We start from the raw sequence: 26,560 nt of genomic DNA on the forward strand, positions 1-26,560 counted from the left end.
AATTATTTTTTATATAAAATTGTATTATTTATATTATCTTCAATTTTTAAATTTAATTTAATTAATTTATTTTTCATTTTATCAGCTATTTTCCAATTTTTATTAGTACGATAATAATTACGTATTTTATTTATTTTATATATATATTTATAATAAAATTTTTTTTTATTTTTTGTTTGTAAAGGTTTTTTAATAATTTTTTTTAAAAAAATATCTGGATTATTATTTAATAAACCTAATATTTTTCCTAATTGACGTAATCTTGCAGCAAAATTATGAACTTTAGAAGATTGTTTTTTTTTTAATATATTTATTTCTTTAGATAAACTTAATAATACAGAATATGATTCTGAAATATTAAAATCATCATTCATTGCTTCAAAAAAACGTTTTTTAAATGTTTTACCTAATAAAGTTTTAACATTAGGATTTGTATTTTGTAATGATTTATACATAAATCTTAAAATATTAGTATATTTTATTAAACTATTATTTTTATATATTAAAGGTTTTCTATAATGTCGTGATAATAAAAAACATCTAATAATTTCGTTATTATAATTATTTAACATTTTTTTAATTTTAAAATCATTTTTTTTTGACTTTGACATTTTTTCATTATCTATCATTAACATTCCAATATGCATCCAATAATTTATTATATTATTTTTAAAAGCACATTGTGATTGTGCTATTTCATTTTCATTATGTGGAAACACTAAATCTTGTCCTCCACCATGAATATCAATTTTTGTTCCTAAATATTTATTATATATAGCTGAGCATTCAATATGCCAACCTGGTCTTCCTATTCCCCAAGGTGATAACCAACCGGGTTCATTAATATTTGATTTTTTCCATAAAACAAAATCTATTTTATTATCTAAATTATTTATATTATTGTATTCTTTTTTTTTAAAAAAATAACCATATTGTTTATAAGTTTTAATAGAAAATAATACATCTCCATTATAACTGATATAAGCATTATTATTTTTTAATAATTTAATTATTAATTTGATAATATTTTGTATATTATTTGTAACAAGAGGTTCTTTATTAGGATTTAATAAATTTAGATTTTTAAAATCTTTTTTCATTTTTAATATGTTATTTTTTGTTAATTTTTTTATTGATATTTTTTTTTTATAAGATTTATTAATTATTTTATCATCAATATCAGTAATGTTACGTACATAATTTATTTTATAACCTAAATAAATTAAATATCTAATAATCATATCAAATGATATAAAAGTTCTTCCATGTCCAATATGACATGTATCATAAACAGTTACTCCACATACATATATATTTACTTTGTTTTTTCGTATAGAAATAAATTTTTCTTTTTTATTATTAATAGAATTAAAAATTTTTAGCATAACTATAATTTTATATAAATAATAAATTTAAAATTAATATAATAAATGTTGATTTATTATATTATATATAATAATATATAATTTAATATTATATTTTCTTAAAATAAATTATTTATTATATTTATTAATATTTATATTAATTTTAGCACCCTTAGCTCAGTAGGATAGAGCAATAGCCTTCTAAGCTATAGGTCACAGGTTCGAATCCTGTAGGGTGTATTATTTAATTAAAGATTGTTGTAAAGCAGCGTTATAAGATGATCTTATTAATGGACCACAAAAAACATTTTTAAAACCAATATTTTCAGCTATTTTTTTAATTCTATTAAAATCTTTTATATTCCAAAATTTATATACAGATAAATTATTTTTATTAGGTTGTAAATATTGACCTATAGTTAACATAGTTACTTTATTTATATAAAGATCATATATTACTTCAACTATTTCATTGAAAGTTTCACCTAATCCTACTATTAAACCAGATTTAGTAGGTATATTAGGAAACATATTTTTAAATTTTTTTAATAAAAGTAAAGAATTTTTATAATTTGCTCCTGGTTTAATTTTTTTATATAAACGTGGTACATTTTCTATATTATGATTAAATATATCAGGAGGATATAAAGATAAAATTTTTAAAGCTTTTTTTAACTTTCTTTTAAAATCTGGTACTAAAATTTCAATTTTAATTTTATTATTTTTTTTTTTTATAGCTTTAATACAATTTACAAATTGTTGTGCTCCACCATCATATAAATCATCTCTATCAACAGATGTTATTACTACATATTGTAAACCTATTTTTTTTATAGCTTTAGCTAAATTTTTAGGTTCATTAATTGATGGTTTTAAAGGTTTTCCGTATTTAATATTACAAAAAGGACATTTTCTAGTACATATAGATCCTAAAATCATAAAAGTAGCAGTATTTTTATTAAAACATTTTGTTAAATTAGGACAAGAAGCTTCTTCACAAACTGAATTTAAATTATATTTTCTTAAAATATTTTTTATATTATTTATTTTTTTAAAATTATATGGTAATTTAATTTTTAATGAATAAATATTTTTTTTTTTCATTTATTGTAATTATAAAATTATATATATTTTATACATAATATATATATTAAAAAATTTATTAATATTTTTGTTACTTTATTAATTTTAATATTATTTATAAAATTTTTAATTTGAGTCATTTTTAGATCTTTATAACCACATGGTTTTATATATTTAAATGGTAATAAATCCATATTAACATTTAATGCTAATCCATGAGAAGTATATCCTTTATATATTTGTAAACCTAAAGAACATATTTTTTTTTTTTTAACATATATACCTGGACGTTTTTTTAAATAATAAGATTTAATATTAAAATATGAAAGAGTATTAATAATAGATTTTACAATAATATCAATAAATTTTTTTATATTTATTTTTTTACGTTTTAAATCTATTAAAAAATATATAATTTGTTGACCTAAACCATGATAAGTAATATCACCTCCACGATCACTATACATTATAGGTATATTAATTATATTATTTATTTTTTTATATTTATTTTTATTTTTTTTACCAATTGTAAAAATTGGGTAATGTTCAACTAACCATATTTCATCACAAGTATTAAATTTTCTTTTTTTATTAAATAAATTCATGTTATTAACTACTTTATACCATTCAAGTTTACCTAAATTTTTAATTATAATATTGTTCATAAAATTTAATTTATTAATATATTTATTTAAAATTTATTATATTATTTTAATATAATAATTGAAATATATTCAATTATATTCCATATATTATAATAAAAATTATTATAATAACTAATTTCTATATTATATAATAAATTAATTATTATATATAATTTATTAATATTTAAATTATTAGTTATATTAATTAATAATAAACTATCTTCATATTTTATATAATATTTTTTAAAAATTTTATATAACAAATTTTTATTATTTTTATTTATAAAAATTTTAATTAATATTATTATATAATATTGTAATTCTTTTATTATAATTTTAATGTTATAATTTTTTAATTTTAATTGATATAAAATATTTATAGAAAAATTCAAATCATTTAATATTAAAGATTTTATCCAACATTTATGAGTAAATATATTAATATTATTTAAAATAAATTTAATTTTATTTTTTTTTATATTTTTTTTTTTATATAATAAACATATATAATCTAATATTTTTATTAAATTTGACACATTATTTTTATAAAAATAAATAATTAAATTTATTGAAGATGTAGATAAATTAATTTTTTTAATTTTAATATAATTATTAATAAAATATTTTATTTGAGTATTTATAAATGTATTATCTATTATAATACCTATTAAATTTATTTTATTATACCAATCAAAATTTTTTATTTTTATATCATTTTTATTATAAATTAAAACTAATATATTTTCTAAATTTGATAAATTTAATATTTTATTAATATTATAAAATATTTTTTTTTTAAATATATTTATATCTAAATTAACTATAATTAATTTTTTTTTTTGAAAATATTATTTTGTTTTAATAAATTTAATACTATTGTAAAATCAAAAATTTTTTTAATCGAAATATAATAAATATTATAAATATATTTTTTTTTTATAATGTTTTTTATTTTATTTTCTGTTTTTATTTTTAAAATTTCATTTTTACCAAATATTAAATACATTGAAAATATTTTTTTTATTTTTTTAAATTCAATAAAATTTGTTTTAATATTAATATCCTTATTTTAAAATTATATTATTTAATAATAAAATTAATAACTTTATTATTAATATATATTATTTTTAAAATTTTTTTTTTTTTTAAATTTTTATAAATTATTTTTTTTTTAAAAATTGTATCTATTAATATTTTTTTTGAAATATTATTTGAAACAAAAATTTTATTTTTAAATTTACCATTAATTTGTATAATAATTAAAATATTTTCTTTAAAATATGATTTATCATTTATTGAAGGCCATGATTCATCATCTATTTTTTTAACATTATTAATTTTTTTCCATAAATAAAAGCTTAAATGAGGTGTAAAGGGGTAAATTAATTTAATTATAACTAATAAACATTTTTGTATAATTTTATAATTATAAATTATTTTTGAAATTTTAATAATTTTATTAAATAATATCATAATAGAAGATATAGCTGTATTAAATGATTGTTTTTTTTCTATATCTATTGATACTTTTTTAATTGTTTTATTTAAACATAGTTTTATTTTATAATCATAAATATTTTTTTTAATAATTTTATTTTTATTTTTAAAATTTATATGATTATATATAAAAATCCAAATTTTATTTAAAAATTTATAAATACCTTTAATACCATTATCATTCCATTTTAATTTCATACATACAGGTGCAGCAAACATAATAAACATTCTTAATGTATCAGCTCCATATTTACTAATAATTTTTTGAGGATCTACTCCATTTTTTTTTGATTTTGACATTTTACTTATTCCAGCATAAAAAACTTTAATACCTTTTTTAGTATATGCTTTTATAATATTATTTTTTTTATCTCTTTTAATAATTAAATCTTTATAAGATATCCATTTAATAATTTTATTTTTTAAAATATAAAAACTTTCGTTTACTACCATTCCTTGACATAATAATTTTTTAACCGGTTCTTTGGATTTAATTAATCCAGCATCTTTAAGTAATTTATGATAAAAACGAAAATAAATTAAATGCATTGTAGCATGTTCAATACCACCAACATATTGGTCTACTGGTAACCAATAATTAGCTTTTTTAGAATCAACCATACCATTATTAAATTTAGAACAAGTATAACGAATATAATACCAAGAAGACTCCATAAATGTATCAAAAGTATCTTTTTCTTTAAAATAAATTTTATTATTTATGATAATTTTATTATTTTTTTTTTTTTTTTTATTTTTATCATATTTAGGTAATAAAACAGGTAAAAATTTTTCTGGTATAGATTTAATTATTCCTAATTTATTTGTTATCATTGGTATTGGTGTACCCCAATATCTTTGTCTAGATACCCCCCAATCTTTCAAACGATATAAATATTTTATATTACCTATTTTTTTTATTAAAATAATATCAGTAATAATATTATTAATATTTTTTAAATTTAAATTATTAAATCTAAATGAATTACAAATAATACTATTTTTATTTATAACATATGGTAAATTTAATTTATATTTTTTATCATTAGATTTAAATATTCTTTTAATATTCAAAGAATATTTTTTTGAAAAAATAAAATCTTTTTTATTATGAGCAGAAATAGAAATTGCAGATTTTATATTATAATCATTTAATAAAAAATTTGATATCCAAATTGGAATTTTACTTTTATCAAATGGATTAATTGCAAATAAATTAGTATTAATTCCAATATTATTTAATTTATAATATGGATATTTAATATTTTTTAATTTTTTAATAATTTTTATAAATTTATAAATTTTTTTATTTTTTATACTAATATATTTAGATAAACTATGATCTATAGATAATAAAATATATGTAGTACCTATAATTTTTGATGGATTTTTTGTATATATTTTAATTTTTTTTTTTTTATTTAAAATATTAAAATTAATTTTTATAAATTTTGATTTACCTATCCAATTTTTTTGCATTATCTTAACTTTTTCAGGCCAATATTTTAATTCTTTTAAACCCTTTAATAATTTATTAGCATATTTAGTTATTTTTATAAACCACTGTGATATTTTTTTCATAAAAACTAAATTATTACAACGCCAACAACGATTATTTATAACTTGTTCGTTTGCTAAAACAGTTTTATCAAATTTACACCAATATACTTTAGTTTTTTTTTTATATACAAGTTTTTTTTTATATAATTTAATAAAAAACCATTGTTCCCAACGATAATATTTCGAATCACATGTTGTTATTTCTCTACTCCAATCATAACCAAAACCTAATTTTTTTAATTGTTTTTTCATATAATAAATATTATTATATGTCCATTTTTTAGGTTCTATATTATTTTCTATAGCAGCATTTTCTGCTGGAAGTCCAAAAGCATCCCAACCTATAGGTTGTAATACATTTTTTCCTAACATTCTATGATATTTAGAAATAACATCTGAAATAGTATAATTTCTTACATGACCTATATGTAAATTTCCAGAAGGATAAGGTAACATAGATAAACAATAATATTTTTTTTTATTTTTTTCTTCTTTTACTTCAAAAGTTTTTTTTTTTTTCCAATATTTTTGAACATATTTTTCTATAATATGAGGAATATATTTTTCTTGCATATATTACAAAATATATTATTTTAATTTTTTTTAAATTTACTTAATTAATTAAAATAAATTAAAATAAATTTTAAATTTTTAATACTAAAATATTATAATCAAAAAAAATAAGGATTATTATATCCTATAAATTTCATAATTATAATTTCTAATTTAATCATATTAATTAAATCATTATATGATTTATGATTATAACCAATTAAATGTAAAATACCATGTATAATATTATGTGCTAAATGATTTTCATATTTTTTTTTATATATTTTTGATTCTTTTACAATATTTTCATAACATATAATTATTTCTCCCATTGTAATTATGTTAATATTCGGTATTTTAATATAATCAAATGTTATAATATTAGTAATTTTATTTTTTTTAAAATAAATTTTATTTATTTTTTTTATTTCATTTTTATCTACTATAATAATATTTATTTCTTTATTAAATATATTATATTTTAATATAGAAATTATCCAATATTGTATTTTAGATATTAATAATATTCTTTTTTTATTTTTACATAATAATTTTAAATTACAAATAATTTTTTTCATATTTATTATAATATTTAATAAATAATATTTAAATTTTTATATTATTATTCCTTTTAGTGAATTAGGATTAATACTAGTTATTTTTACATATATTATTTTTCCTATTATATCTTTATTTCCAATAAAATTAACTATTCTATTATTTTCTGTTCTTCCTGATAACTCAAAAAAATTTTTTTTTGAAATACCCTCAACTAATATTTTTTGAATACTACCAACCATTTTATTACTCCAAAATATAGTTTGTTTATTAATTCTTTTTTGTAATCTATATAATCTTTTTTTTTTTTCTTTAAAACTAATATTATCTCTAAATTCAGAAGCTGGAGTACCTGGTCTTGGTGAATAAATAAAACTAAAACTTGCATCAAAATTTACTTCTTTTATTAATTTCATTGTATCTTCAAAATCATTTTCTGTTTCTCCTGGAAAACCTACAATAAAATCAGAACTTATTTGTATATTAGGTCTAACTGAAATTAATTTTTTTAATATATTTTTATATTCTTCTATTGAATATATTCTTTGCATTAATTCTAATATTTTATTTGAACCACTTTGAACAGGTAAATGTAAAAAATTTACTAATTTTGGTATATCTTGATATGCTTCTATAATATCATCTTTAAATTCAATAGGATGACTTGTTAAAAATCTAATTCTTTTAATATTATTAATTTTAGATATTAAATATAATAAACTAGAAAAATTACATATACCACCATTATTTTTTTTACCATTATATGAATTAACATTTTGTCCTAACAAAATAATTTCTTTAACTCCATTTTTAGCAAAAAAATTAATTTCTCTAATTATATCATCACATGGTCTACTTATTTCAAAACCCCTTGTATAAGGAACTATACAAAAAGTACAATATTTATTGCAACCTTCCATAATTGATATTAATGCTGTTGTTTTTAAGTTTTTTTTTTTAGAATAATAATCAAATTTTTTTATTTTTCCAAAATTTATTTTAATAATTTTTTTTTTTACTTTTAAAAATTTATCTATCATATAAGGTAAATCATGTATATTTTGTGGTCCAAATATAATATCTACATAATTTACTCTTTTAAAAATATCTTCTCCTTCTTGAGAAGCAACACATCCTCCTATACAAATAATAACATTTTTTTTTTTTTTTTTTATTTTTTTCCATCTACCTAATTGATGAAAAACTTTTTCATGAGATTTATCTCTTATAGAACATGTGTTTAAAATTAATATATCAGCCTTTAAATCTATTTTAGTAATTGAATAATTATTTTTTTCTAAAATATTAATAATTTTAGAAGAATCATAAATATTCATTTGACAACCCCAAGTTTTAATATATATTTTTTTATTCATATAAAATAAATAATAATACTATTAGATAATTTAATAATATTTGAATTTAATAAATGGCTACGACAGGAATCGAACCTGTGACCTCAGCGTTATGAGTGCTGTGCTCTAACCTTCTGAGCTACGTAGCCTTAATTTTAATTCTGGGGTACCTGGATTCGAACCAGGGATGCCGGTATCAAAAACCGGTGCCTTGCCACTTGGCTATACCCCATTAAAATTTGCGGAGAACGAGATTTGAACTCGTATACCTTTAAAAGATACCAGATTCTAAATCTGGTGCGTCTACCTATTGCGCCATCTCCGCTAAGATTATTTTATTAAGTTTTATTATAAATATAATAATTATAAAATTTATATATTATTATTTTAATATTAAAATAAAATAACAAAAAATATAAATATGATTAAAATTAATAAAAACTTTATTTATAATATTATAAATAAAGATTTAAAAAAATGCAAACATAAAAAAATATATACAAGATTTCCACCGGAACCTAATGGTTATTTACATATAGGACATGCTAAATCCATATTTTTAAACTTTAGTATAGCAAAATTATTTAATGGAATATGTAATCTAAGATTAGATGATACAGATCCATTAAAAGAAAATAAAAAATATGTTAATTTTATTAAATATGATATTAAATGGTTAGGATATAAATGGCATAATAATATATTTTATACTTCTCAATATTTTTCTTTATTATATAAATTTTCTATAAAACTTATTAAAAATGGTTTAGCTTATATAGATGAATTAAATAAAAAACAAATACGTAAATATAAAGGAAATTTTAATAATATAGGAAAAAATAGCCCTTATAGAAATCGTAGTATAAAAGAAAATTTAATTATTTTTAAAAAAATGAAAAATGGTTTTTTTAATGATGGTAAAGCTTCCTTAAGAACTAAAATAAATATGTCATCAAATAATATTTTAATGAGAGATCCTATATTATATAGGATTAGATTTAAAAAACATTATAAAACAAATTATACATGGTGTATATATCCTATGTATGATTTTGCACATTGTTTATCAGATTATTTTGAAAAAATAACTTATTCTTTATGTACATTAGAATTTCAAGATAATAAATACTTATATAAATGGTTTTTATATAATCTTAAAATTAATAAAAAACCAAAACAATATGAATTTTCTAGATTAAATATAGAATATAATATTATTTCTAAAAGAAAAATATTGATATTAATTAAAAAAAAAATTATTTTAGGATGGGATGATCCTCGTATATTAACTTTATCTGGTTTGCGTAATCGTGGTTATACACCGAAATCAATTTTAAATTTTTGTAATTATATAGGTGTTACTCGTAAAAATAATTTAATAAAAATAAATTTTTTAGAAAATTGTATCCGTAAAGAATTAAATTTAAAATCTCCTAGATTAATGGCTGTTTTAGATCCTATAAAAATAATAATAAAAAATTTTAAAAAAAAAAAAGAAGAAATTTTAATTCCAAATTATCCTAAAAATAAAAAAATAAATAAAAGAAAATATATTTTTAGTAAAGAATTATATATTGATAGAAAAGATTTTAAAGAAAAAAAAACAAAAAATTATAAAGGTTTAACAATAGGTAATAAAGTTAAATTAAGATATTCTTATATTATTAAAGCTAAAAAAATTAAAAAAGATAAAAATGGTAATATTATATATATATTATGTAAATATTATAACAATAAAAAAGAAGATAAATTAAAAATTAAAAAAAATATAAATGGTATTATTCATTGGATATCTACATTATATTCTATACCCTCTATATTTTTTTTATATAATAATTTATTTAATATTACTAACCCTGAAATTAAAAAAAATTTTATTAAATATATAAATAAAAATTCTATTATTATTAATAAAGGTTTTGTAGAAAAAAATATAAAAAAAATAATTTATTCATCTTATCAATTTGAACGTAATGGTTATTTTTGTTTAAATAAAAAATTTAAAAATAATAAAATTTTCTATTTTAATAGAATTGTAAAATTAAAAAGTAAAATTTTAAAAAAATAAAATTCATTATATAATAAAATATAATTATTTTAATTTAAAATAGTTATTTTAATAAAATTTTTAAAGGAATATTTTTGAAACAAAGAAAAATATGGCATGAAAATAAATATAAAAATTGTGGTCAATATTTAACTATCGATAAAGAAATATATAAAGGTTATACAAAATATCAAGATTTATTTTTTTTTAAAAATAATTTTTTTGGTAATGTTTTTTCATTAAATAATATTATAAATACTACTGAATATGATGAATTTATATATAATGAAATTATTTCTCATATACCTATGATATCTCATGGACATGCAAAAAATATATTAATTTTAGGAGGTGGAAATGGAGGTATTTTAAGAGAAATATTAAAATATAAAAAAGTTAAAAAAATTACGATGATTGAATTAGATATTAAAATAATTAAATATTGTAAATTATATTTACCTAATATTAGTTTAAATTCTTTTGAAAATCCAAAATTAAAATTAAAAATATATAATAATTTTAATTTTATTAAAAATAACAAAAAAAAATTTGATATAATTATTTCAGATTTTAATAATTATATAATACAAGAATTAAATTTTATTTTTTTAGAATTTTATATTAATTGTAAAAAATATTTAAATAAAAATGGTATTATTATAATTAAAAATGGTGTTTTACCTATAGATAATAATTTAATAATTAAAAATTTTTTAGATATAAAAAAAATATTTAAAAAAACTATTATATTTAAATCTTTTATACCTAGTTACTATGGGGGTATTATGACATTTTTATATGCTACTAATAATTTAAAAAAAAATAATAATAATTATTATAAAATTTATAAAAGATTTTTAAAAAATAAATTATTATGTAAATATTATAACCCATTAGTTCATATTAACAGTTTTATATTACCTAAATATATATCTAATATTTATAATTTATAAAATAATTATAATAAAATTAAATTATTATTTATAAATATTAATTTTAAAAATAATATTTATAAAAATTAAAAATTTAATAAAAAATAAAATATAAAAATTAATAAAATTAAAATATTATAAATAAGGTATATTAATTATATATGACTAAAGCATTAATATTAAAAAATATAAATAAAAATTATGGAAATAAAAAAATAATTGATAATATAAATTTAACAATTAATGAAAAAGATTTTTATGCATTAATTGGACCAAATGGAGCTGGAAAATCTACTATTATTAATATTATCACTGGGTTAACTAAAAAAAATTCAGGAAAAGTATTTATATTTGAAAAAAATATAGATCATTATAAATTTATATCAAAATTTTTAATAGGATTAGTTCCACAAGAATCTAATTGTAATTTATTTGAAAATATAAAACAAATTTTATTATATAATGCTGGATATTATGGAATTAATTATGATATAGCAAATAAAAGAATAAATAAATATTTAGTTAAATTAAACTTATGGAATAAACGTTTTTTGCATTTTAGAAAATTATCTGGTGGAATGAAAAAAAGATTAATGATCGCAAGATCGTTAATTCATAAGCCTAAATTATTAATTTTAGATGAACCTACTTCTGGAGTGGACATAGAATTAAGAAAATCAATGTGGTTATTTTTAAAAGAATTAAATATAAAAGGAATGACAATTATTCTTATAACACATTATTTAGAAGAAGCAGAAAATTTATGTAATCGTGCAGGAATTATTTATAATGGATCTCTAATAGAAAATACTTCTATGAAAAAATTATTAAAAAAATTAAATTCAGAAATATTTATTTTAAATATAAATAAAAATACAAATAATATAAAATTAAATGAATTTAATTATAAAAAAATTGATAAATATAGTTTAGAAATTGAAATAAATTATAAACAATCATTAAATGATATTTTTTTACAATTAAATTCACAAAATATAAATATTTTAAGAATACATAATAAAGTAAGTAGATTAGAAAAATTATTTATAGATAAATTAAAAATTAAGGAAAAATTATAATGATAAAATTTTATTTTATATCTTTGATAAATATTATATATAAAGAAACATTTAGATTTTTAAAAATATGGATACAAACTATTATACCTCCTCTTATAAATATTACTTTATATTTTATAATTTTTGGAAATATTATGAACAAAATAAATAAAATAGAAGGATTTAATTATTTACAATTTATTTTTCCAGGGTTAGTTACAATGATTATTATTAATAATTCCTATAATAATGTTTCTTCTTCTTTTTTTAGTTCTAAAATTCAAAAAAATATTGAAGAAATAATTTTATCTCCAATATCAACAAATGTTTTAATTATGGGTTACATAGGAAGTAGCATAATTAGATCTTTAATTATTAGTTTATTAATAATAATAATATCTTTTTATTTTATAAAATATAAAATTTATTCATGGATTATAATATTTTTTATTATTACTTTAATTTCTATTTTATTTTCTTTAATAGGTTTATTAAATGCTATAATATCAAAAACATTTGATAATATTAGTTTGATACCAACTTTAATTTTAACCCCTTTAAGTTATTTAAGTGGTATATTTTATTCTATTAATAACCTATCTACTATTTGGAAAGATATATCTTTATTAAACCCGATAACATATATGGTAAGTGGTTTAAGATATGGTTTTATTGGTAATATTAATTTTATATCTTTTAAAATTATATTAATAATTTTATTATCTTTAATATTTTTATTTTATATTATAACATTTAATTGTTTAAAAAAAATACTTTCTAACTAATTATTTATAAATTAGTTAGAAGTTTATATTAATATATTAATAATTATATATAATTATTAATTATTAATTCTATTCTTTTATTTATATCATACACATTACCATTACCACAAATTCTATTATATATTATTTTACCATGTTTATATTCTTTATTGTAATATGAAGATATTAAAATATTATTTTTATGATAATTTATTAATCTTTTAATTAAAATTTCTTTTTTATCATCATTTCTTTTAATTAACGGTTCTCCGGTAAAATCATCTTTATTTTTATTAATTGGTGGAAAATATTTAGTATTATATATTCTTCCAGATTTTGGATGTATAAGTCTCCCTTTTACTCTATCTATAATAATTGAATTATCAGTTATTAATTCAAAAACAAAATATATACATGAATTAAAAAAATTTTTAAAAAATATAGTTTGAAAAATATTTCTTGGAATACCATCCAAAATAAATTTTTTGAAATATTTTTTTTCTAATATTTTTTTTATTACCATAGAAATAACTTTTTCATTTTTAATTAATTTACCTTTTTTCATAATATTATTTATACTATTGTATTTTTTTTTATTTTTGTAAAAATTAAATCTTAATAAATCACCTACAGAAATATGAGGAATTTTATATTTTTTAGAAATTATTTTTGATTGAGTTCCTTTACCAGAACCTGGAGCGCCTACTAAAATAATATACATATTATTAACCTACTTTATACTATTTAATTAATAATAATTTATTTATAATTTTAATAAATTTATTAGGATTATTTAAATAACCTTGTTCAATTAATAAAGCTTGATTTAATAAAAATTCTATCCAATTTTTAAAAATTTTATCGTCTTTTATTTTACAAATTTTTTGTATTAATTTATTATTTGGATTTATTTCTAAAATATATTTAATTTTTGGAGATTTTTGACCTACAGATTTTAATAATTTAGACATTTGAGTACTAATATCGTTTATATCAGTTTTTATCATTACAGGGTTAGTATCAACAATATTATAATTTATTTTTATATCTTTTACTTTGTTTTTTAATATAATTTTTATACGATTTAAAAAATTTAAAAAATAATTTTTTTCATTTTTATCAATTTTTTTACTTTTATTAATTAATTTTTCTAAAGAATCATCAGATATACTAATAGATTGAAATTTTTTACCTTCAAATTCTATTATATTATTTATAACCCATTCATCAATTCTATCAAATAATAATAAAACTTCTATTTTTTCTTTATAAAATAATTCTAAATGTGGACTATTTTTAGCAGATTTAAAATTATCAGCAGTAATAAAATATATTTTATCTTGATTAGTTTTCATTCTAGAAACATAATCTTTTAATGAAATTATTTTTGTACTATCATCTTTGTTAAAAGAAGAAGAAAATCTTAATAAATTAATAATATCTTTTTTATTAATTAAATCTTCTACTACCCCTTCTTTTAAAATTAATCCAAACTTATTCCAAAATATTTTAAATTTATTTTCATCTTTGGATAATTTTTTAATCATATTTATTATACGTTTAGTTAAAGATAATCTTATATTTTTTATTATATTATTATTTTGTAATATTTCTCTAGATACATTCAAAGGTAAATCGTTAGAATCTATTATACCTTTTATAAAACGTAAATAATAAGGTAAAAATTGTTTTACATCCTCCATAATAAATACACGTTGAACATATAATTTTAATTCTCCTTTATAATCTTTATTCCAAATTTGTCTAGGTAATGTTGAAGGTATATATATCAAATTTATATATTCAAATTTTCCTTCTACAAAATTATGACTCCATATTAAAGGTTCATCTATTTCATTAAATTTATTTTTATAAAAATCAATGTAATTTTCTTTTGAAATATTATTTTTATTAATTATCCATAAAGCTTTTGCTTTATTTATTTTTTTCCATTCTTTTTTTTTATTTTTTTTATCTTTTATTTCCATTTTAATAGGAATTGAAATATGATTAGAATATTTATTTATTATATTTTCAATAACATTATAATTTAAAAAATGTAATTCTTCTGGACGTAAATATAAATTTATTTCTGTACCATTATTTTTTTTTTTAGTAGTTTCAATAGAATATTCTCCTTCTCCTTTTGAAACCCAAAATATAGCTTCTTGTTCATTCAATGCAGATTTAGTATATACAGAAACTTTATTAGCTACCATAAAAGATGAATAAAAACCAACACCAAATTTACCAATCATATTATTTTTTTTATTTTCTTTTTTATTTAAAGATTCTATAAATTCTTTAGTTCCAGATTTAGCTATAGTTCCTAAATTATTAATTACTTCTTCTTTTGTCATTCCAATACCATTATCTTCTATTTTTAAAATTTTTTTTTTATCATCAATAGAAATTTTTATTAATGGTTTATCAATTTTTTTATATAAATTTGGATTAGAAATAGAATTAAATCTTAATTTATCAATTGCATCAGAAGAATTTGATATTAATTCTCTTAAAAATATTTCTTTATTAGAATATAAAGAATGTATCATTATATTTAATAATTGTTTAATTTCTGTTTTAAAACCATACGTTTTTATATTTTTTTCTTTCATTTTATTTTTTATTATAATTTAAAATAAATAAAATATTTATTATTTTAAAATATTATAATATTTTAAAAATATAATATTATAATATAAATAAAAAAAATTTTATATATTTAAAATATTAAATTTATTTTTATTAAAAAAATAATATTATTTATATGTTTTTTAATATAAAAATTATGTTTATATTAAATTGTTAATATTTCTAAAATAATCATTTCAAAACCAATTTTTAAATTAGGAGCTAAATATAAATTTTTACGACCTTTTATTAAAATTTTATAATATAATTTTATTTTATTATATGATGATATTTTAGATATATTTTTAATTTTTTTATAATAAATATAATATTTATCATCTTTATTTATTTTAATATTAAATTTAAATAAATATATTTTATGTAAAATATTAATAATATCCAACAAAAATAATTCCCAATTAACATTTTCTATATAAATATTATTTATAAAATTTATTAAAGTTTCATTTTTTTTATAAAAAATATATTCTAATATTTTTAAAGAAATATTAATATTAACAATACCTAACATTTTGTTTATATCATTAATCAATATTTTTTTTTTACCTAAAATAATTGATTGATCTACTAAATTTAAAGCATCTCTCATACTACCATTTGAATTATTTGATAATAACAAAATTGCTTCATTTTCAAAAAATATTTTTTCTTTTTTAAGAATTCTAATTATATTTTTATTTATTTCTTCTATGTTTATTTTATTTAAATAAAAATTTAAACATCTAGATAAAATAGTTTCAGGTATTTTATTTATTTCAGTAGTTGCTAATATAAATTTAATATATTTTGGAGGATTTTCTAAAATTTTTAACATAGCGTTAAAACTATATTTAGATAACATATGAACTTCATCTATAATATATATTTTATATCTTCCTATTATAGGAGGATATTTTGAATTTTCTAATATATCTTTTATATCTTCTATTTTAGTTTTAGAAGCTCCATCTATTTCTATAACATCTATAAAATTATTTTTCTCTATTTCAATACAATTATTACATTTTCTACATGGTTTAGAAGAAATTTTAATTTTACAATTTAAACTTTTAGCTAATATTCTAGCTATAGATGTTTTTCCAATACCATGAGAACCTGAAAATAACCAAATATTATGAATATAATTCATATCTAAACTATTTTTAATTGCATTTACTGTATATTTTTGTCCTATAATTTCATTTAAAGATTGAGGTCTATATTTTAAAGATAATATTAAATTATTCATATTTTTTTATATTATTAAAATTAAAATATAAATAATATATTTATTTTTTATAAAAACTAATTATTTTATTAATTTGGTTTACATTAATTCTGTAATATAATTTTTTAAAATTTTTAATTTTATGATTTAATAAAGGATAATAAATACTATTCCAAGTTAAAGAAATATTTAAAAATTTTTCTATTTTAATAATTAATTCAGGAATAATAGGTTTTAAAAAAGTAACCAATATTTTAAATAAATTTATTCCCATAGAAGAAATATTATGTAATAAATTTTTATTTTTTATTATAGATAATTTCCAAGGTGATTTATTATCTATATAATTATTAGCGATATCAGTTAAATCAATTATTTTATTTATAACATGATTAAATTTACGTAAATTAAATAGTTTTGATATTTTATAAGATTCATTTACAAATTTTTTATATAATTTTTTATCTTCTATTACTTTAGATAATTTATTTTTAAAATAATTATTAATAAATTTAGAATTTCTAGAAGCTAAGTTAATAATTTTGTTAACTATATTACTATTAATTTTTTTCATAAAATCATATAAATTTATATTAATATCATTTATATTAATAGATAATTTACTAGCGTAATAATAACGTAAACTATCTGAATCTAAAAATTTTAACCAATCATTAGCTTTTATAAAAGTTCCTCTAGATTTAGACATTTTATATTTATCGATTGTCAAATATCCATGTACAAAAATATTATTTGGTTTTTTAAAATTTATACCTTCTAAAATAGCTGGCCAAAATAATCCATGAAAATAAATTATATCTTTACCAATAAAATTATAAAATTTTAATTTAGAATCAGGTTTAAATAATTTTTTAAAATTAATGTTTATTTTAATTTTACAAAACTTATAAAAAGTACTAATGTAACTAATAGGTGCGTCTAACCATACATAAAAATATTTGTTTTTAAAACCTGGTATTTTAAAACCAAAATAAGGTTTATCTCTTGATATATCCCATTTTTTTAATCCTATTTTTAACCAATTATATATTTTATTATATATAATTTTTTGTAATTTTATTTTTTTAATCCATTTTTTTAATAAATTTTTAAAATAAGGCAAATCAAAAAAAATATGATTTGATTTACGTATTATTGGTTCTGAATTAGATAATATAGATTTGGGTTTAATTAAATTAATAGCATTATAAGTAGATCCACATATTTCACAATTATCACCATATTGATCTTTTGATTTGCATATAGGACACAAACCTTTTATAAAACGATCAGGTAAAAACATTTTTTTATTTTTATCATATAATTGAAAAATTTTTTTTATTTTAATAAATCCGTTTTCTTTAAGATTTAAATATACTATTTTAGACATTTTTTTATTATTTTTATTATTTGTAATATCATAATAATTATGTGTTATATTAAATTTTGAAAAATCTAATTTGTGTCTAATTTTTATTTTATTAATCATTTTTTTAGGTAAAATATTTATTTTTTTTGATTTTAACATAATTGCAGTTCCATGAGAATCATCAGAACAAATAAAATATACATTATTACCAACCATTCTTTTATATCTTACCCAAATATCTGCTTGTATTTGTTCTAACATATGTCCTAAATGAATTGGACCATTTGAATAAGGTAAAGCACATGTAACTAAAATTTTATTATTTTTAATTTTCATATTTTTAAAATTTTATAATTATTTTTTTATAAATTAATATCTATTTTAATTAAACAAATAAAATATTATTTTAAAATGTTTAAAATTTTTTAAATAATTATTAATAATTTATAATTTTATTAATATTTTTATATGTAATTAATTGTACATAAGGAATTAATTTTTTTATAATTCCACCTCCTAAACATATTTCCTTATAGTAAAATACAATTGATTGTCCTGGAGAAACAGCTATTAATTGATAAAAAAAAAATACTAATAATATTTTTTTTTTTTTAATAATATGACATGGTATATCTTTTTGTTGATATCTAATTTTTGCTGTACAAAATGATATATTTTTTATAAAATTATAATTAATCCAATTTATTTTATTTGCAATTAATCCATTTGACATTAAATATGGATGATAAAAATTTTGAGAAACTATTAAATAATTATTTTTAAAATCTTTTTTTATTACATACCATGGATAATTAATCATTTTTTTTATACCTCCTATTTTTAAACCTTTTCTTTGTCCTAAAGTATAATACATTAAACCTTTGTGTATTCCAATAAAATTCATTTTTGTATCTACAATAAACCCTGGTTTATAATAAATATATTTACTAATAAATTTATCAAATTTTTTTTCTCCAATAAAACATATACCAAAAGAATCTTTTTTTTTAGCAACAGGTAAATTAATTTTTTCAGCAATTAATCTAATTTCTTTTTTTTTAAAATAACCAATAGGAAACATACTTTTAGAAAGTTGAAAATTATTTAAAGTATATAAAAAATAACTTTGATCTTTAATTTTATCAATACCTCTTAATAAAAAAAAATTATTTTTAACTTTATAACAACGAACATAATGACCAGTTGCTATATAATCCGCTCTTAAATTATTAATAGCAAATTTTAATAAACATTTAAATTTTATTTTTTTATTACATGCAATATCAGGATTTGGAGTAATACCTTTTTTATATCCATTAATAAATGGTTTAAAAACATTATTCCAATATTCTTGACTAAAATTTATTTTATGTAATGGTATATTTAATAATTTACATACTAATTTAGTATCATAAAAATCTTTTGTAATATTATTTTCATTATCTTCCCAATTTTTCATAAATATTCCTTCTACTTGATATCCTTTTTTTTTTAATATCCATGCAGCAACAGAAGAATCTACTCCTCCAGACATAGCAACAATTATTTTTTTATTATTATGTTTTTTCATAAATTTTATTTATATTTGTTTTTCATATTTAAATTTTAAATTTTAAAAAAATATTGTATAATATCTCCATCTTTTATAACATATTTTTTTCCTTCTAATTTAATTTTTCCCATTTTTTTGACACCATTTTCACCATTATATTTTATAAAATCTTTATAAGATATTACTTTTGCTCTGATAAAACCTTTTTTAAAATCAGTATGAATTTTTTTAGAAGATTCTAAAGCATTAGTTCCAATTAAAATTGGTCTTGAACAAATTTCTTTTTTACCAACTGTAAAATAAGTATGCATATTTAATAATTTAAAACTATAAGTTATTAATTTATTTAATTTTGATTCTTTTAATTTTAATTCAAAAAGTTTTTTTTTTTTTTTTTCATAATTATTTATTTCTGAAATTTCTAATTCTGTTTTAGCACAAATATTAATAAATATATTTTTTTTTTTAATAAATTTTTTTTTTAATTTTTTAAAAATTTTATCATTTTTAAAAAAATTTTTATCACTATTTATTACATACATCATAGGTTTTGAGGTTAAAAAGTTAATACTATTTATATATTTTGTTTCTTCTTTCTTAAAAATAATATTATTTAACATTAAACCATTTTCTAAATTATATAAACATGTTTCTAATAAATATTTATTATTTTTATAATTTTTATTTTTTTTATTTAAATATAAAATATTTTTTTCACATAATTCAATATCTGATATTATTAATTCATCATTAATAATATTAATATCTTTTATTGGATCTATTCTATTATATATATGTTGTATATTTTGATCTTTAAAAAACCTAACAACATGTATTAATATATTTACTGATCTTACATCATTAAGAAATTTATTACCTAATCCGTTTCCTGAAGAAGCTCCTTTAACTAATCCAGCAATATCAATAAATTTTATATTAGTAGGAGTTATTTTTTTAGAATTAACAATTTTTTGTATTTCAATTAATCTATTATCAGGTAATAAAGAAAAACCTATATTAGGTTTAATAGTACAAAATGGAAAATTAGCAGCCATAGCTTTAGATTTAGTTAAAACATTAAAAATAGTAGATTTACCAATATTAGGTAATCCTAAAATACCACATTTTAATCCCATATTTTTACCTAAATTTATATTTTTAAAATTATTATATTTTAAATTATAATTAATTAATTTTAAAATAATTAATTTTTTTTAAAATATTTATATCTTTTTTTTTAAAAAAAATTTTTGTATAATTAATTAATACATTTATAGAAGTATTAATTAAAAATTTTTCATATTTTAAAGGATAACTTAAGACAAATTTTGATATTTTATTTATTTTTTTAGGACGTCCTATTCCTATACGTATTCTCATAAAATTATTATTTTTAATTTTATATATAAATTCTTTTAAACCATTATGACCGCCATGATAACCATTTTTTTGAAATTTGATTATTCCTGGAAATAAATCTAAATCATCATGTATTATAATAATATTACTAATATCAATTTTATAATAATTAATAATATTAATTATTTGTAAATAATTAATATTCATATATATATTTGGTATAAATAAATATATTATATTATTAAAATATGTAATTTTTCCTAAAAAATTATTTAAATTTCTTTTTTTTTTAAAATATTTTTTATAAATATTAATTATTTTATATATATACCAAGTACCAATATTATGTCTTGTAAATAAATATTTAATTCCAGGATTAGATAAACTTATAATTAATTTAATAATAATTAAATCCTAAAATAATTTATAAATTTTGGTGAAGTGTCTGAGAGGATTAAAGAATACGTTTGGAAAACGTATATATGTATTTCATATCAAGGGTTCGAATCCCTTCTTCACCTTTTTTATATAATATTTTTAAACATTTCTGAAATAGATTTTTCACTATTAATTTTTATTATAGATTTTGCTAAAATTTTTGATACAGTAATAACTTTAATTTTATCTATATTATTTATTTTTTTTTTTAAAGGAATAGTATCACAAACTATAATTTTATTAATATTAGAACATTTTAAATTTTTTATTGATATTCCTGATAATATAGGATGTGTTATATAAGCAAAAATGTTATTTGCATTATTCTTTTTTAGGGTTTTAGCTACTTTACAAATAGTATTACCGGTATCTATAATGTCATCTACAATAATACAATCTCTATTATTAACATTTCCAATTATATGCATAATTTTTACTTTATTATTTTTAGGTCTACGTTTATGAATAATAGCCATATCTAAATCGTTTAATGATTTTGCAATTGTACGTGCGCGTATTACACCACCAATATCAGGAGATATTATAATAGGATTTTTTAAATCTGTTTCAAACATATTTTTAGTTAAAATAGTTCCACTAAAAATATTATCTACTGGAATATCAAAAAAACCTTGAATTTGTTCTGCATGTAAATCTATTGTTAAAATACGATCAACTCCTACATTTGATAAAAAATCAGCTATAATTTTTGCAGTAATTGGTACTCTTGCAGAACTAGTTTTTTTATCTTGACGTGCATATCCAAAATATGGAATTACTGCAGTAATTCTACCCGCTGATGCTCTTCTTAATGCATCAACCATAATTAATAATTCCATAATATTATCATTTGATGGATAACAAATAGATTGTATAACAAAAATATCTCCACCACGAACATTTTCATTAATTTTAACACTAATTTCACCATCACTAAAACGACCAACAGTAGCTTTACTTAATTTAACTTTTAAATATTTAGATATTTTTTTTGATAATATAGTATTTGAATTTCCATTAAATAAATAAATATTTTTCATAACTATAATATATACCTTAAAATTGTAATTTATATTTTTATTTTAGAAAATATAAATATTTTAAAAATATTTTTTTTAATTTAATAAAATTAATACATATTAAAAAATATTTTAATTAAATTTAGTTATTAAAAATAAATATTAAAAAAAATGAAAAATTTTATTATAAATAAATTAGAATATTTAAAAAAACGTAATATTAAAATTGAAAAATTATTTTTTAAAAAATTATTAATAAAAAATAAAAATAAATTTAAAACAGTTTCAAATGAATATTACTATTTAAATAATATAAATATATTATTTGAAAAATGGAAAAAAAAAAAAAAAAAAATTAAAAAAATATTTTTATCTTTAAATAAAAATAAAAATAAAAATAAAATAAAAATAATAAATAAATATATTAAAAATATTAAAAATAAAATATATGAGTTATTATTACCTAAAAATTATAAAGATAAACTAAATTGTTTTGTAGAAATTAGATCTGGAACTGGTGGAAATGAAGCATCCATATTTGCAGGTAATCTTTTTAAAATGTATAATAATTATGCAGGATTTAAAAAATGGAATGTTGAAATTATAAATATAAATAATGGAGATCATGGAGGTTTTAAAGAAATTTTGATCAAAATAATAGGAAAATGGGTTTATAAAAATTTAAAATTTGAATCTGGAGGTCATAGAGTACAAAGAGTTCCTGAAACAGAAACTCAGGGAAGAATTCATACTTCAACATGTATTATAGCTGTAATACCTATAACACCAGAAGTTAATAAAATTAAAATAAATAATAAAGATTTAAAAATAGATACTTTTAGAGCTTCGGGGGCTGGTGGACAACATGTGAATACTACAGATTCCGCTATTAGAATAACTCATTTACCTACAGGTATTATATCAGAATGTCAAGATGAAAGATCTCAACATAAAAATAAATCAAAAGCTTTATCTATTTTATATTTTAGAATTTATGCTGCTAAAAATGAAGAAATTAATAAAAAAAAAAATTTAATAAGAAAAAATCTTTTAGGTAGCGGTTCAAGATCAGATAGAAATAGAACATATAATTTTTCACAAGATAGAGTAACTGATCATAGAATAAATCTAACTATATATCGTTTACATGATATTATAGAAGGTAAATTAGATTTATTAATTAAACCATTAATAGAAAAATATAAAAATAATAAATTAAAAAAAATATTTAAAATATGATTAAAATAAAAAATTTTTTAAAAAAAATGTGTATTAAATTAAAATATATTAAAAATCCAATATTAAATTCTAAAATTATTTTAAGTAATATTATTAAAAAATCAATTAATTGGATTAAAATATTTAATAAAAATAAAATTAATAAAAAAAAAATAAAAAAAGTAAATAAAATTTTAAAAAGAAGAAATAATGGTGAACCTATTGAATATTTATTTTACAATTGTGAATTTTGGTCTTTATTAATAAAAATTTATCCTATTACAATTATACCAAGAAAAGATACAGAAATATTAGTTGAAATTATATTAAGAAAAATATGTTGTAAAGATATAATATTAGATTTAGGGGTTGGTAGTGGTTCGTTAAGTTTATCATTAGCTAATGAAAATAAAAATATTAAAATAATTGGTGTTGATAATATTAAAAAAATCATTAAATTATCTAATAAAAATGCAATAAATTTAAAATTAAAAAATGTATTATTTTTACATAGTAATTGGTTTTCAATATTTAAAAAAGAAAAATTTAATATTATTATTGGTAATGTACCTTATATAAATATATATGATTATAATTTAAATAATTTATCTTTAAAATTTGAACCTATTAATTCAATGATATCTAAAAATAAGGGTTTAAAAGAAATTAAATATATTATAAAAAAATCTAAATTTTATTTATATAAAAATGGATGGTTATTTTTAGAACACGGTTTTAATCAAAAATTAAAAGTTAAATATTTTTTTAAAAAATATAATTTTCTAAATATTAAAAGTTATAATGATTATAATAAAAAAAATCGTATTACATTAGGACAATATATTTAAAAAATATTAAAAATAAAAATAATAAATATTATTTATAAAAATAATATTTTAAAAGGATAATTTATGAGAAAAACTAAAATAGTTTGTACTATAGGGCCTAAAACAGAATCTATTTATATGTTAATTAAATTGTTAAATATGGGTATGGATGTTATGAGATTAAATTTTTCTCATGGAGATCATAAAGAACATAACTTAAGAATAAATAATCTTCGTAAAGCAATAAAAAAAACTAATAAAAGAGCAGCTATTTTATTAGATACTAGGGGACCTGAAATTAGAACAATGAAATTAGTAAATGGTAAAGATGTTAAATTAAAAAAAGGTCAATTTTTTAAATTTACTATTGATCAAAATTTTATTGGTAATAGCACTAAAGTGGCTGTAACATATAAAAAATTTTTAGATGATTTAAAAATAGGTAATTTAGTTTTATTAGATGATGGTTTAATTAAAATGAAAGTAATAAATGTTAATAAAAAATATGTTTTTTGTTCTGTATTAAATGATGGAGTATTAGGAGAAAATAAAGGTGTTAATTTACCTGAAATTTCTATTAAATTACCAACATTATCTGAAGTAGATAAAAAAGATTTGATATTTGGTTGTAAAAAAAAAATCGATTTTGTAGCAGTTTCATTTGTAAGAAAAAAATCTGATATATTAGAAATAAGAAAATTTTTAGATAATAATAAAGGTAAAGATATTAAAATTATATCTAAAATTGAAAACCGAGAAGGTTTAAAAAATTTTTTAGAAATATTAAATGTATCAGATGGTATTATGGTAGCACGTGGAGATCTTGGGGTAGAAATACCTTTAGAAGAAGTAATTTTTGTTCAAAAAATGATGATTAAAAAATGTAATGAATCATTAAAAGTAATTATTACAGCAACACAAATGTTAGATTCTATGATAAGAAATCCAAGACCAACTAGAGCTGAAGCTGGTGATATTACTAATGCTATAATGGATGGAACTGACGCAGTAATGTTATCTGGAGAAAGTGCTAAAGGAAATTATCCATTAGAATCTGTATCTACTATGAAAAAAATATGTATTAAAACAGATAAAATAATTAAACCTAAAATATATATTAAAAATAGTAAATATAAAAATTTAATATTTCTTGAAACTATTTGTTGTGGTGCTGTAGGTATATCAGAAAAAATAAAAATTAAACTTATTATAATTGAAACTTCAAGTGGTGTTTCAGCTATGGCTTTAAGAAAATATTTTCCTAAATCAATGATTTTAGCTTTAACTTACAAAAGAAGAGTAGCTAATCAATTAATATTAAGTAAGGGAATAATTTCTAGGGTTATTAAAAAAAAAATATCTCAAAATAATATTTATAATATAAGTAGAGAAGAATCATTAAAAAGTGGGTATGCTAAATTAGGTGATATTGTTATAATTATATCTGGAATTTGTAAATTAAATAAAAAAATTCATAATATTTCAATTCATACTTTATAAAA

At 16.4% G+C, this 26,560-nt stretch carries 22 protein-coding genes and 5 tRNA genes; 9 read left to right on the forward strand and 18 right to left on the reverse strand.

Annotation, left to right across the window (positions count from 1 at the left end):
- Positions 1 to 2 precede the first annotated feature (2 nt).
- Positions 3 to 1,385: a cysteine--tRNA ligase gene (cysS, locus tag C3B56_RS01310; RefSeq protein ID WP_126071623.1), complete on the reverse strand. Its 1,383-nt coding sequence runs from the start codon at positions 1,383 to 1,385 to the stop codon at positions 3 to 5.
- 145 nt (positions 1,386 to 1,530) lie between these two features.
- Here cysS and C3B56_RS01315 point away from each other — a divergent pair.
- Positions 1,531 to 1,604: transfer RNA gene (locus C3B56_RS01315), tRNA-Arg, on the forward strand.
- Here C3B56_RS01315 and lipA read toward each other — a convergent pair.
- From lipA to C3B56_RS01365, 9 genes are all read right to left on the reverse strand, one after another.
- A complete protein-coding gene (gene lipA / locus C3B56_RS01320; protein ID WP_126071624.1) occupies positions 1,605 to 2,468 on the reverse strand; it encodes a lipoyl synthase in 864 nt (287 codons plus the stop codon).
- Positions 2,469 to 2,485: 17 nt separating this feature from the next.
- Positions 2,486 to 3,112 carry a lipoyl(octanoyl) transferase LipB gene (gene lipB, locus C3B56_RS01325; protein ID WP_126071625.1) on the reverse strand — a complete coding sequence of 209 codons (627 nt, stop codon included), beginning with the start codon at positions 3,110 to 3,112 and terminating at the stop codon, positions 2,486 to 2,488.
- A 41-nt stretch (positions 3,113 to 3,153) separates the two neighbouring features.
- Positions 3,154 to 3,627, reverse strand: a complete 474-nt coding sequence (locus C3B56_RS01745; protein ID WP_157977626.1) for a hypothetical protein — start codon at positions 3,625 to 3,627, stop codon at positions 3,154 to 3,156.
- A 544-nt stretch (positions 3,628 to 4,171) separates the two neighbouring features.
- On the reverse strand, positions 4,172 to 6,721 hold the full coding sequence (leuS, locus tag C3B56_RS01340) for a leucine--tRNA ligase (protein WP_126071628.1): 2,550 nt from the start codon (positions 6,719 to 6,721) through the stop codon (positions 4,172 to 4,174).
- Positions 6,722 to 6,819: 98 nt separating this feature from the next.
- Complete coding sequence (gene ybeY / locus C3B56_RS01345) at positions 6,820 to 7,278, reverse strand: rRNA maturation RNase YbeY (RefSeq protein ID WP_126071629.1); 459 nt, start codon at positions 7,276 to 7,278, stop codon at positions 6,820 to 6,822.
- Positions 7,279 to 7,314: 36 nt separating this feature from the next.
- The gene (gene miaB, locus C3B56_RS01350; RefSeq protein WP_126071630.1) at positions 7,315 to 8,634 is read right to left on the reverse strand and encodes a tRNA (N6-isopentenyl adenosine(37)-C2)-methylthiotransferase MiaB; all 1,320 of its coding nucleotides are present in this window, start codon (positions 8,632 to 8,634) and stop codon (positions 7,315 to 7,317) included.
- A gap of 54 nt (positions 8,635 to 8,688) precedes the next feature.
- Positions 8,689 to 8,762 (reverse strand) — tRNA-Met (locus C3B56_RS01355).
- Between the two features lie 12 nt (positions 8,763 to 8,774).
- Positions 8,775 to 8,845 (reverse strand) — tRNA-Gln (locus C3B56_RS01360).
- Positions 8,846 to 8,853: 8 nt separating this feature from the next.
- Positions 8,854 to 8,938 (reverse strand) — tRNA-Leu (locus C3B56_RS01365).
- A gap of 96 nt (positions 8,939 to 9,034) precedes the next feature.
- Here C3B56_RS01365 and C3B56_RS01370 point away from each other — a divergent pair.
- The 4 genes from C3B56_RS01370 (at position 9,035) to C3B56_RS01385 (ending at position 13,435) form a co-directional block, all read left to right on the forward strand.
- The gene (locus tag C3B56_RS01370) at positions 9,035 to 10,681 is read left to right on the forward strand and encodes a glutamine--tRNA ligase/YqeY domain fusion protein (protein WP_126071631.1); all 1,647 of its coding nucleotides are present in this window, start codon (positions 9,035 to 9,037) and stop codon (positions 10,679 to 10,681) included.
- 74 nt (positions 10,682 to 10,755) lie between these two features.
- Positions 10,756 to 11,613: a polyamine aminopropyltransferase gene (speE, locus tag C3B56_RS01375; protein ID WP_157977627.1), complete on the forward strand. Its 858-nt coding sequence runs from the start codon at positions 10,756 to 10,758 to the stop codon at positions 11,611 to 11,613.
- A gap of 140 nt (positions 11,614 to 11,753) precedes the next feature.
- The gene (locus C3B56_RS01380; RefSeq protein WP_126071633.1) at positions 11,754 to 12,671 is read left to right on the forward strand and encodes an ABC transporter ATP-binding protein; all 918 of its coding nucleotides are present in this window, start codon (positions 11,754 to 11,756) and stop codon (positions 12,669 to 12,671) included.
- Positions 12,671 to 13,435: an ABC transporter permease gene (locus C3B56_RS01385; RefSeq protein WP_126071634.1), complete on the forward strand. Its 765-nt coding sequence runs from the start codon at positions 12,671 to 12,673 to the stop codon at positions 13,433 to 13,435. Before C3B56_RS01380 ends, C3B56_RS01385 begins: the two co-directional genes overlap by 1 nt.
- A 43-nt stretch (positions 13,436 to 13,478) precedes the next feature.
- On the opposite strand, the gene C3B56_RS01390 is transcribed toward C3B56_RS01385, so the two are convergent.
- The 7 genes from C3B56_RS01390 to pth form a co-directional block, all read right to left on the reverse strand.
- Positions 13,479 to 14,135, reverse strand: a complete 657-nt coding sequence (locus C3B56_RS01390) for an adenylate kinase family protein (RefSeq protein WP_126071635.1) — start codon at positions 14,133 to 14,135, stop codon at positions 13,479 to 13,481.
- Between the two features lie 19 nt (positions 14,136 to 14,154).
- The gene (gene htpG / locus C3B56_RS01395) at positions 14,155 to 16,032 is read right to left on the reverse strand and encodes a molecular chaperone HtpG (RefSeq protein WP_126071636.1); all 1,878 of its coding nucleotides are present in this window, start codon (positions 16,030 to 16,032) and stop codon (positions 14,155 to 14,157) included.
- A gap of 182 nt (positions 16,033 to 16,214) precedes the next feature.
- The gene (gene dnaX / locus C3B56_RS01400) at positions 16,215 to 17,297 is read right to left on the reverse strand and encodes a DNA polymerase III subunit gamma/tau (protein WP_126071637.1); all 1,083 of its coding nucleotides are present in this window, start codon (positions 17,295 to 17,297) and stop codon (positions 16,215 to 16,217) included.
- Between the two features lie 40 nt (positions 17,298 to 17,337).
- On the reverse strand, positions 17,338 to 18,981 hold the full coding sequence (metG, locus tag C3B56_RS01405; RefSeq protein WP_126071638.1) for a methionine--tRNA ligase: 1,644 nt from the start codon (positions 18,979 to 18,981) through the stop codon (positions 17,338 to 17,340).
- Between the two features lie 100 nt (positions 18,982 to 19,081).
- Positions 19,082 to 20,215 (reverse strand): tRNA 2-thiouridine(34) synthase MnmA, encoded by a 1,134-nt coding sequence (gene mnmA / locus C3B56_RS01410; RefSeq protein WP_126071639.1) that lies wholly within the window; start codon positions 20,213 to 20,215, stop codon positions 19,082 to 19,084.
- Between the two features lie 35 nt (positions 20,216 to 20,250).
- Positions 20,251 to 21,333 carry a redox-regulated ATPase YchF gene (gene ychF, locus C3B56_RS01415; RefSeq protein ID WP_126071640.1) on the reverse strand — a complete coding sequence of 361 codons (1,083 nt, stop codon included), beginning with the start codon at positions 21,331 to 21,333 and terminating at the stop codon, positions 20,251 to 20,253.
- Positions 21,334 to 21,382: 49 nt separating this feature from the next.
- Positions 21,383 to 21,964, reverse strand: coding sequence for an aminoacyl-tRNA hydrolase (gene pth, locus C3B56_RS01420; RefSeq protein ID WP_126071641.1), 582 nt, complete (start codon positions 21,962 to 21,964; stop codon positions 21,383 to 21,385).
- Between the two features lie 27 nt (positions 21,965 to 21,991).
- Between pth and C3B56_RS01425 the strand changes: the two genes are divergently transcribed.
- Positions 21,992 to 22,077, forward strand: a tRNA-Ser gene (locus C3B56_RS01425).
- Positions 22,078 to 22,080: 3 nt separating this feature from the next.
- On the opposite strand, the gene C3B56_RS01430 is transcribed toward C3B56_RS01425, so the two are convergent.
- Positions 22,081 to 23,034 carry a ribose-phosphate pyrophosphokinase gene (locus tag C3B56_RS01430; protein WP_126071642.1) on the reverse strand — a complete coding sequence of 318 codons (954 nt, stop codon included), beginning with the start codon at positions 23,032 to 23,034 and terminating at the stop codon, positions 22,081 to 22,083.
- Between the two features lie 150 nt (positions 23,035 to 23,184).
- Here C3B56_RS01430 and prfA point away from each other — a divergent pair, with 150 nt between their 5' ends.
- From prfA to pykF, 3 genes are all read left to right on the forward strand, one after another.
- On the forward strand, positions 23,185 to 24,252 hold the full coding sequence (prfA, locus tag C3B56_RS01435; RefSeq protein WP_126071643.1) for a peptide chain release factor 1: 1,068 nt from the start codon (positions 23,185 to 23,187) through the stop codon (positions 24,250 to 24,252).
- Positions 24,249 to 25,079, forward strand: a complete 831-nt coding sequence (gene prmC / locus C3B56_RS01440) for a peptide chain release factor N(5)-glutamine methyltransferase (protein ID WP_126071644.1) — start codon at positions 24,249 to 24,251, stop codon at positions 25,077 to 25,079. The genes prfA and prmC overlap by 4 nt, the downstream gene beginning before the upstream one ends.
- 63 nt (positions 25,080 to 25,142) lie before the next feature.
- Positions 25,143 to 26,558 (forward strand): pyruvate kinase PykF, encoded by a 1,416-nt coding sequence (pykF, locus tag C3B56_RS01445; RefSeq protein ID WP_126071645.1) that lies wholly within the window; start codon positions 25,143 to 25,145, stop codon positions 26,556 to 26,558.
- Positions 26,559 to 26,560: the final 2 nt, after the last annotated feature.

Source organism: Candidatus Annandia adelgestsuga, assembly GCF_003956045.1.
In the GTDB taxonomy this organism is placed as follows: domain Bacteria; phylum Pseudomonadota; class Gammaproteobacteria; order Enterobacterales; family Enterobacteriaceae_A; genus Annandia; species Annandia adelgestsuga.

Bases quoted from the DNA above. Each gene is read 5' to 3' on its own strand.
- leuS (WP_126071628.1), bottom strand. From the start codon at position 6,721: ATGCAAGAAAAATATATTCCTCATATTATAGAAAAATATGTTCAAAAA.
- C3B56_RS01430 (WP_126071642.1), bottom strand. From the start codon at position 23,034: ATGAAAAATATTTATTTATTTAATGGAAATTCAAATACTATATTATCA.
- ychF (WP_126071640.1), bottom strand. From the start codon at position 21,333: ATGGGATTAAAATGTGGTATTTTAGGATTACCTAATATTGGTAAATCT.
- C3B56_RS01390 (WP_126071635.1), bottom strand. From the start codon at position 14,135: ATGTATATTATTTTAGTAGGCGCTCCAGGTTCTGGTAAAGGAACTCAA.
- metG (WP_126071638.1), bottom strand. From the start codon at position 18,981: ATGAAAATTAAAAATAATAAAATTTTAGTTACATGTGCTTTACCTTAT.
- ybeY (WP_126071629.1), bottom strand. From the start codon at position 7,278: ATGAAAAAAATTATTTGTAATTTAAAATTATTATGTAAAAATAAAAAA.
- htpG (WP_126071636.1), bottom strand. From the start codon at position 16,032: ATGAAAGAAAAAAATATAAAAACGTATGGTTTTAAAACAGAAATTAAA.
- C3B56_RS01385 (WP_126071634.1), top strand. From the start codon at position 12,671: ATGATAAAATTTTATTTTATATCTTTGATAAATATTATATATAAAGAA.
- mnmA (WP_126071639.1), bottom strand. From the start codon at position 20,215: ATGAAAAAACATAATAATAAAAAAATAATTGTTGCTATGTCTGGAGGA.
- C3B56_RS01380 (WP_126071633.1), top strand. From the start codon at position 11,754: ATGACTAAAGCATTAATATTAAAAAATATAAATAAAAATTATGGAAAT.
- lipB (WP_126071625.1), bottom strand. From the start codon at position 3,112: ATGAACAATATTATAATTAAAAATTTAGGTAAACTTGAATGGTATAAA.
- dnaX (WP_126071637.1), bottom strand. From the start codon at position 17,297: ATGAATAATTTAATATTATCTTTAAAATATAGACCTCAATCTTTAAAT.
- C3B56_RS01370 (WP_126071631.1), top strand. From the start codon at position 9,035: ATGATTAAAATTAATAAAAACTTTATTTATAATATTATAAATAAAGAT.
- cysS (WP_126071623.1), bottom strand. From the start codon at position 1,385: ATGCTAAAAATTTTTAATTCTATTAATAATAAAAAAGAAAAATTTATT.
- lipA (WP_126071624.1), bottom strand. From the start codon at position 2,468: ATGAAAAAAAAAAATATTTATTCATTAAAAATTAAATTACCATATAAT.
- miaB (WP_126071630.1), bottom strand. From the start codon at position 8,634: ATGAATAAAAAAATATATATTAAAACTTGGGGTTGTCAAATGAATATT.
- prmC (WP_126071644.1), top strand. From the start codon at position 24,249: ATGATTAAAATAAAAAATTTTTTAAAAAAAATGTGTATTAAATTAAAA.
- prfA (WP_126071643.1), top strand. From the start codon at position 23,185: ATGAAAAATTTTATTATAAATAAATTAGAATATTTAAAAAAACGTAAT.
- pykF (WP_126071645.1), top strand. From the start codon at position 25,143: ATGAGAAAAACTAAAATAGTTTGTACTATAGGGCCTAAAACAGAATCT.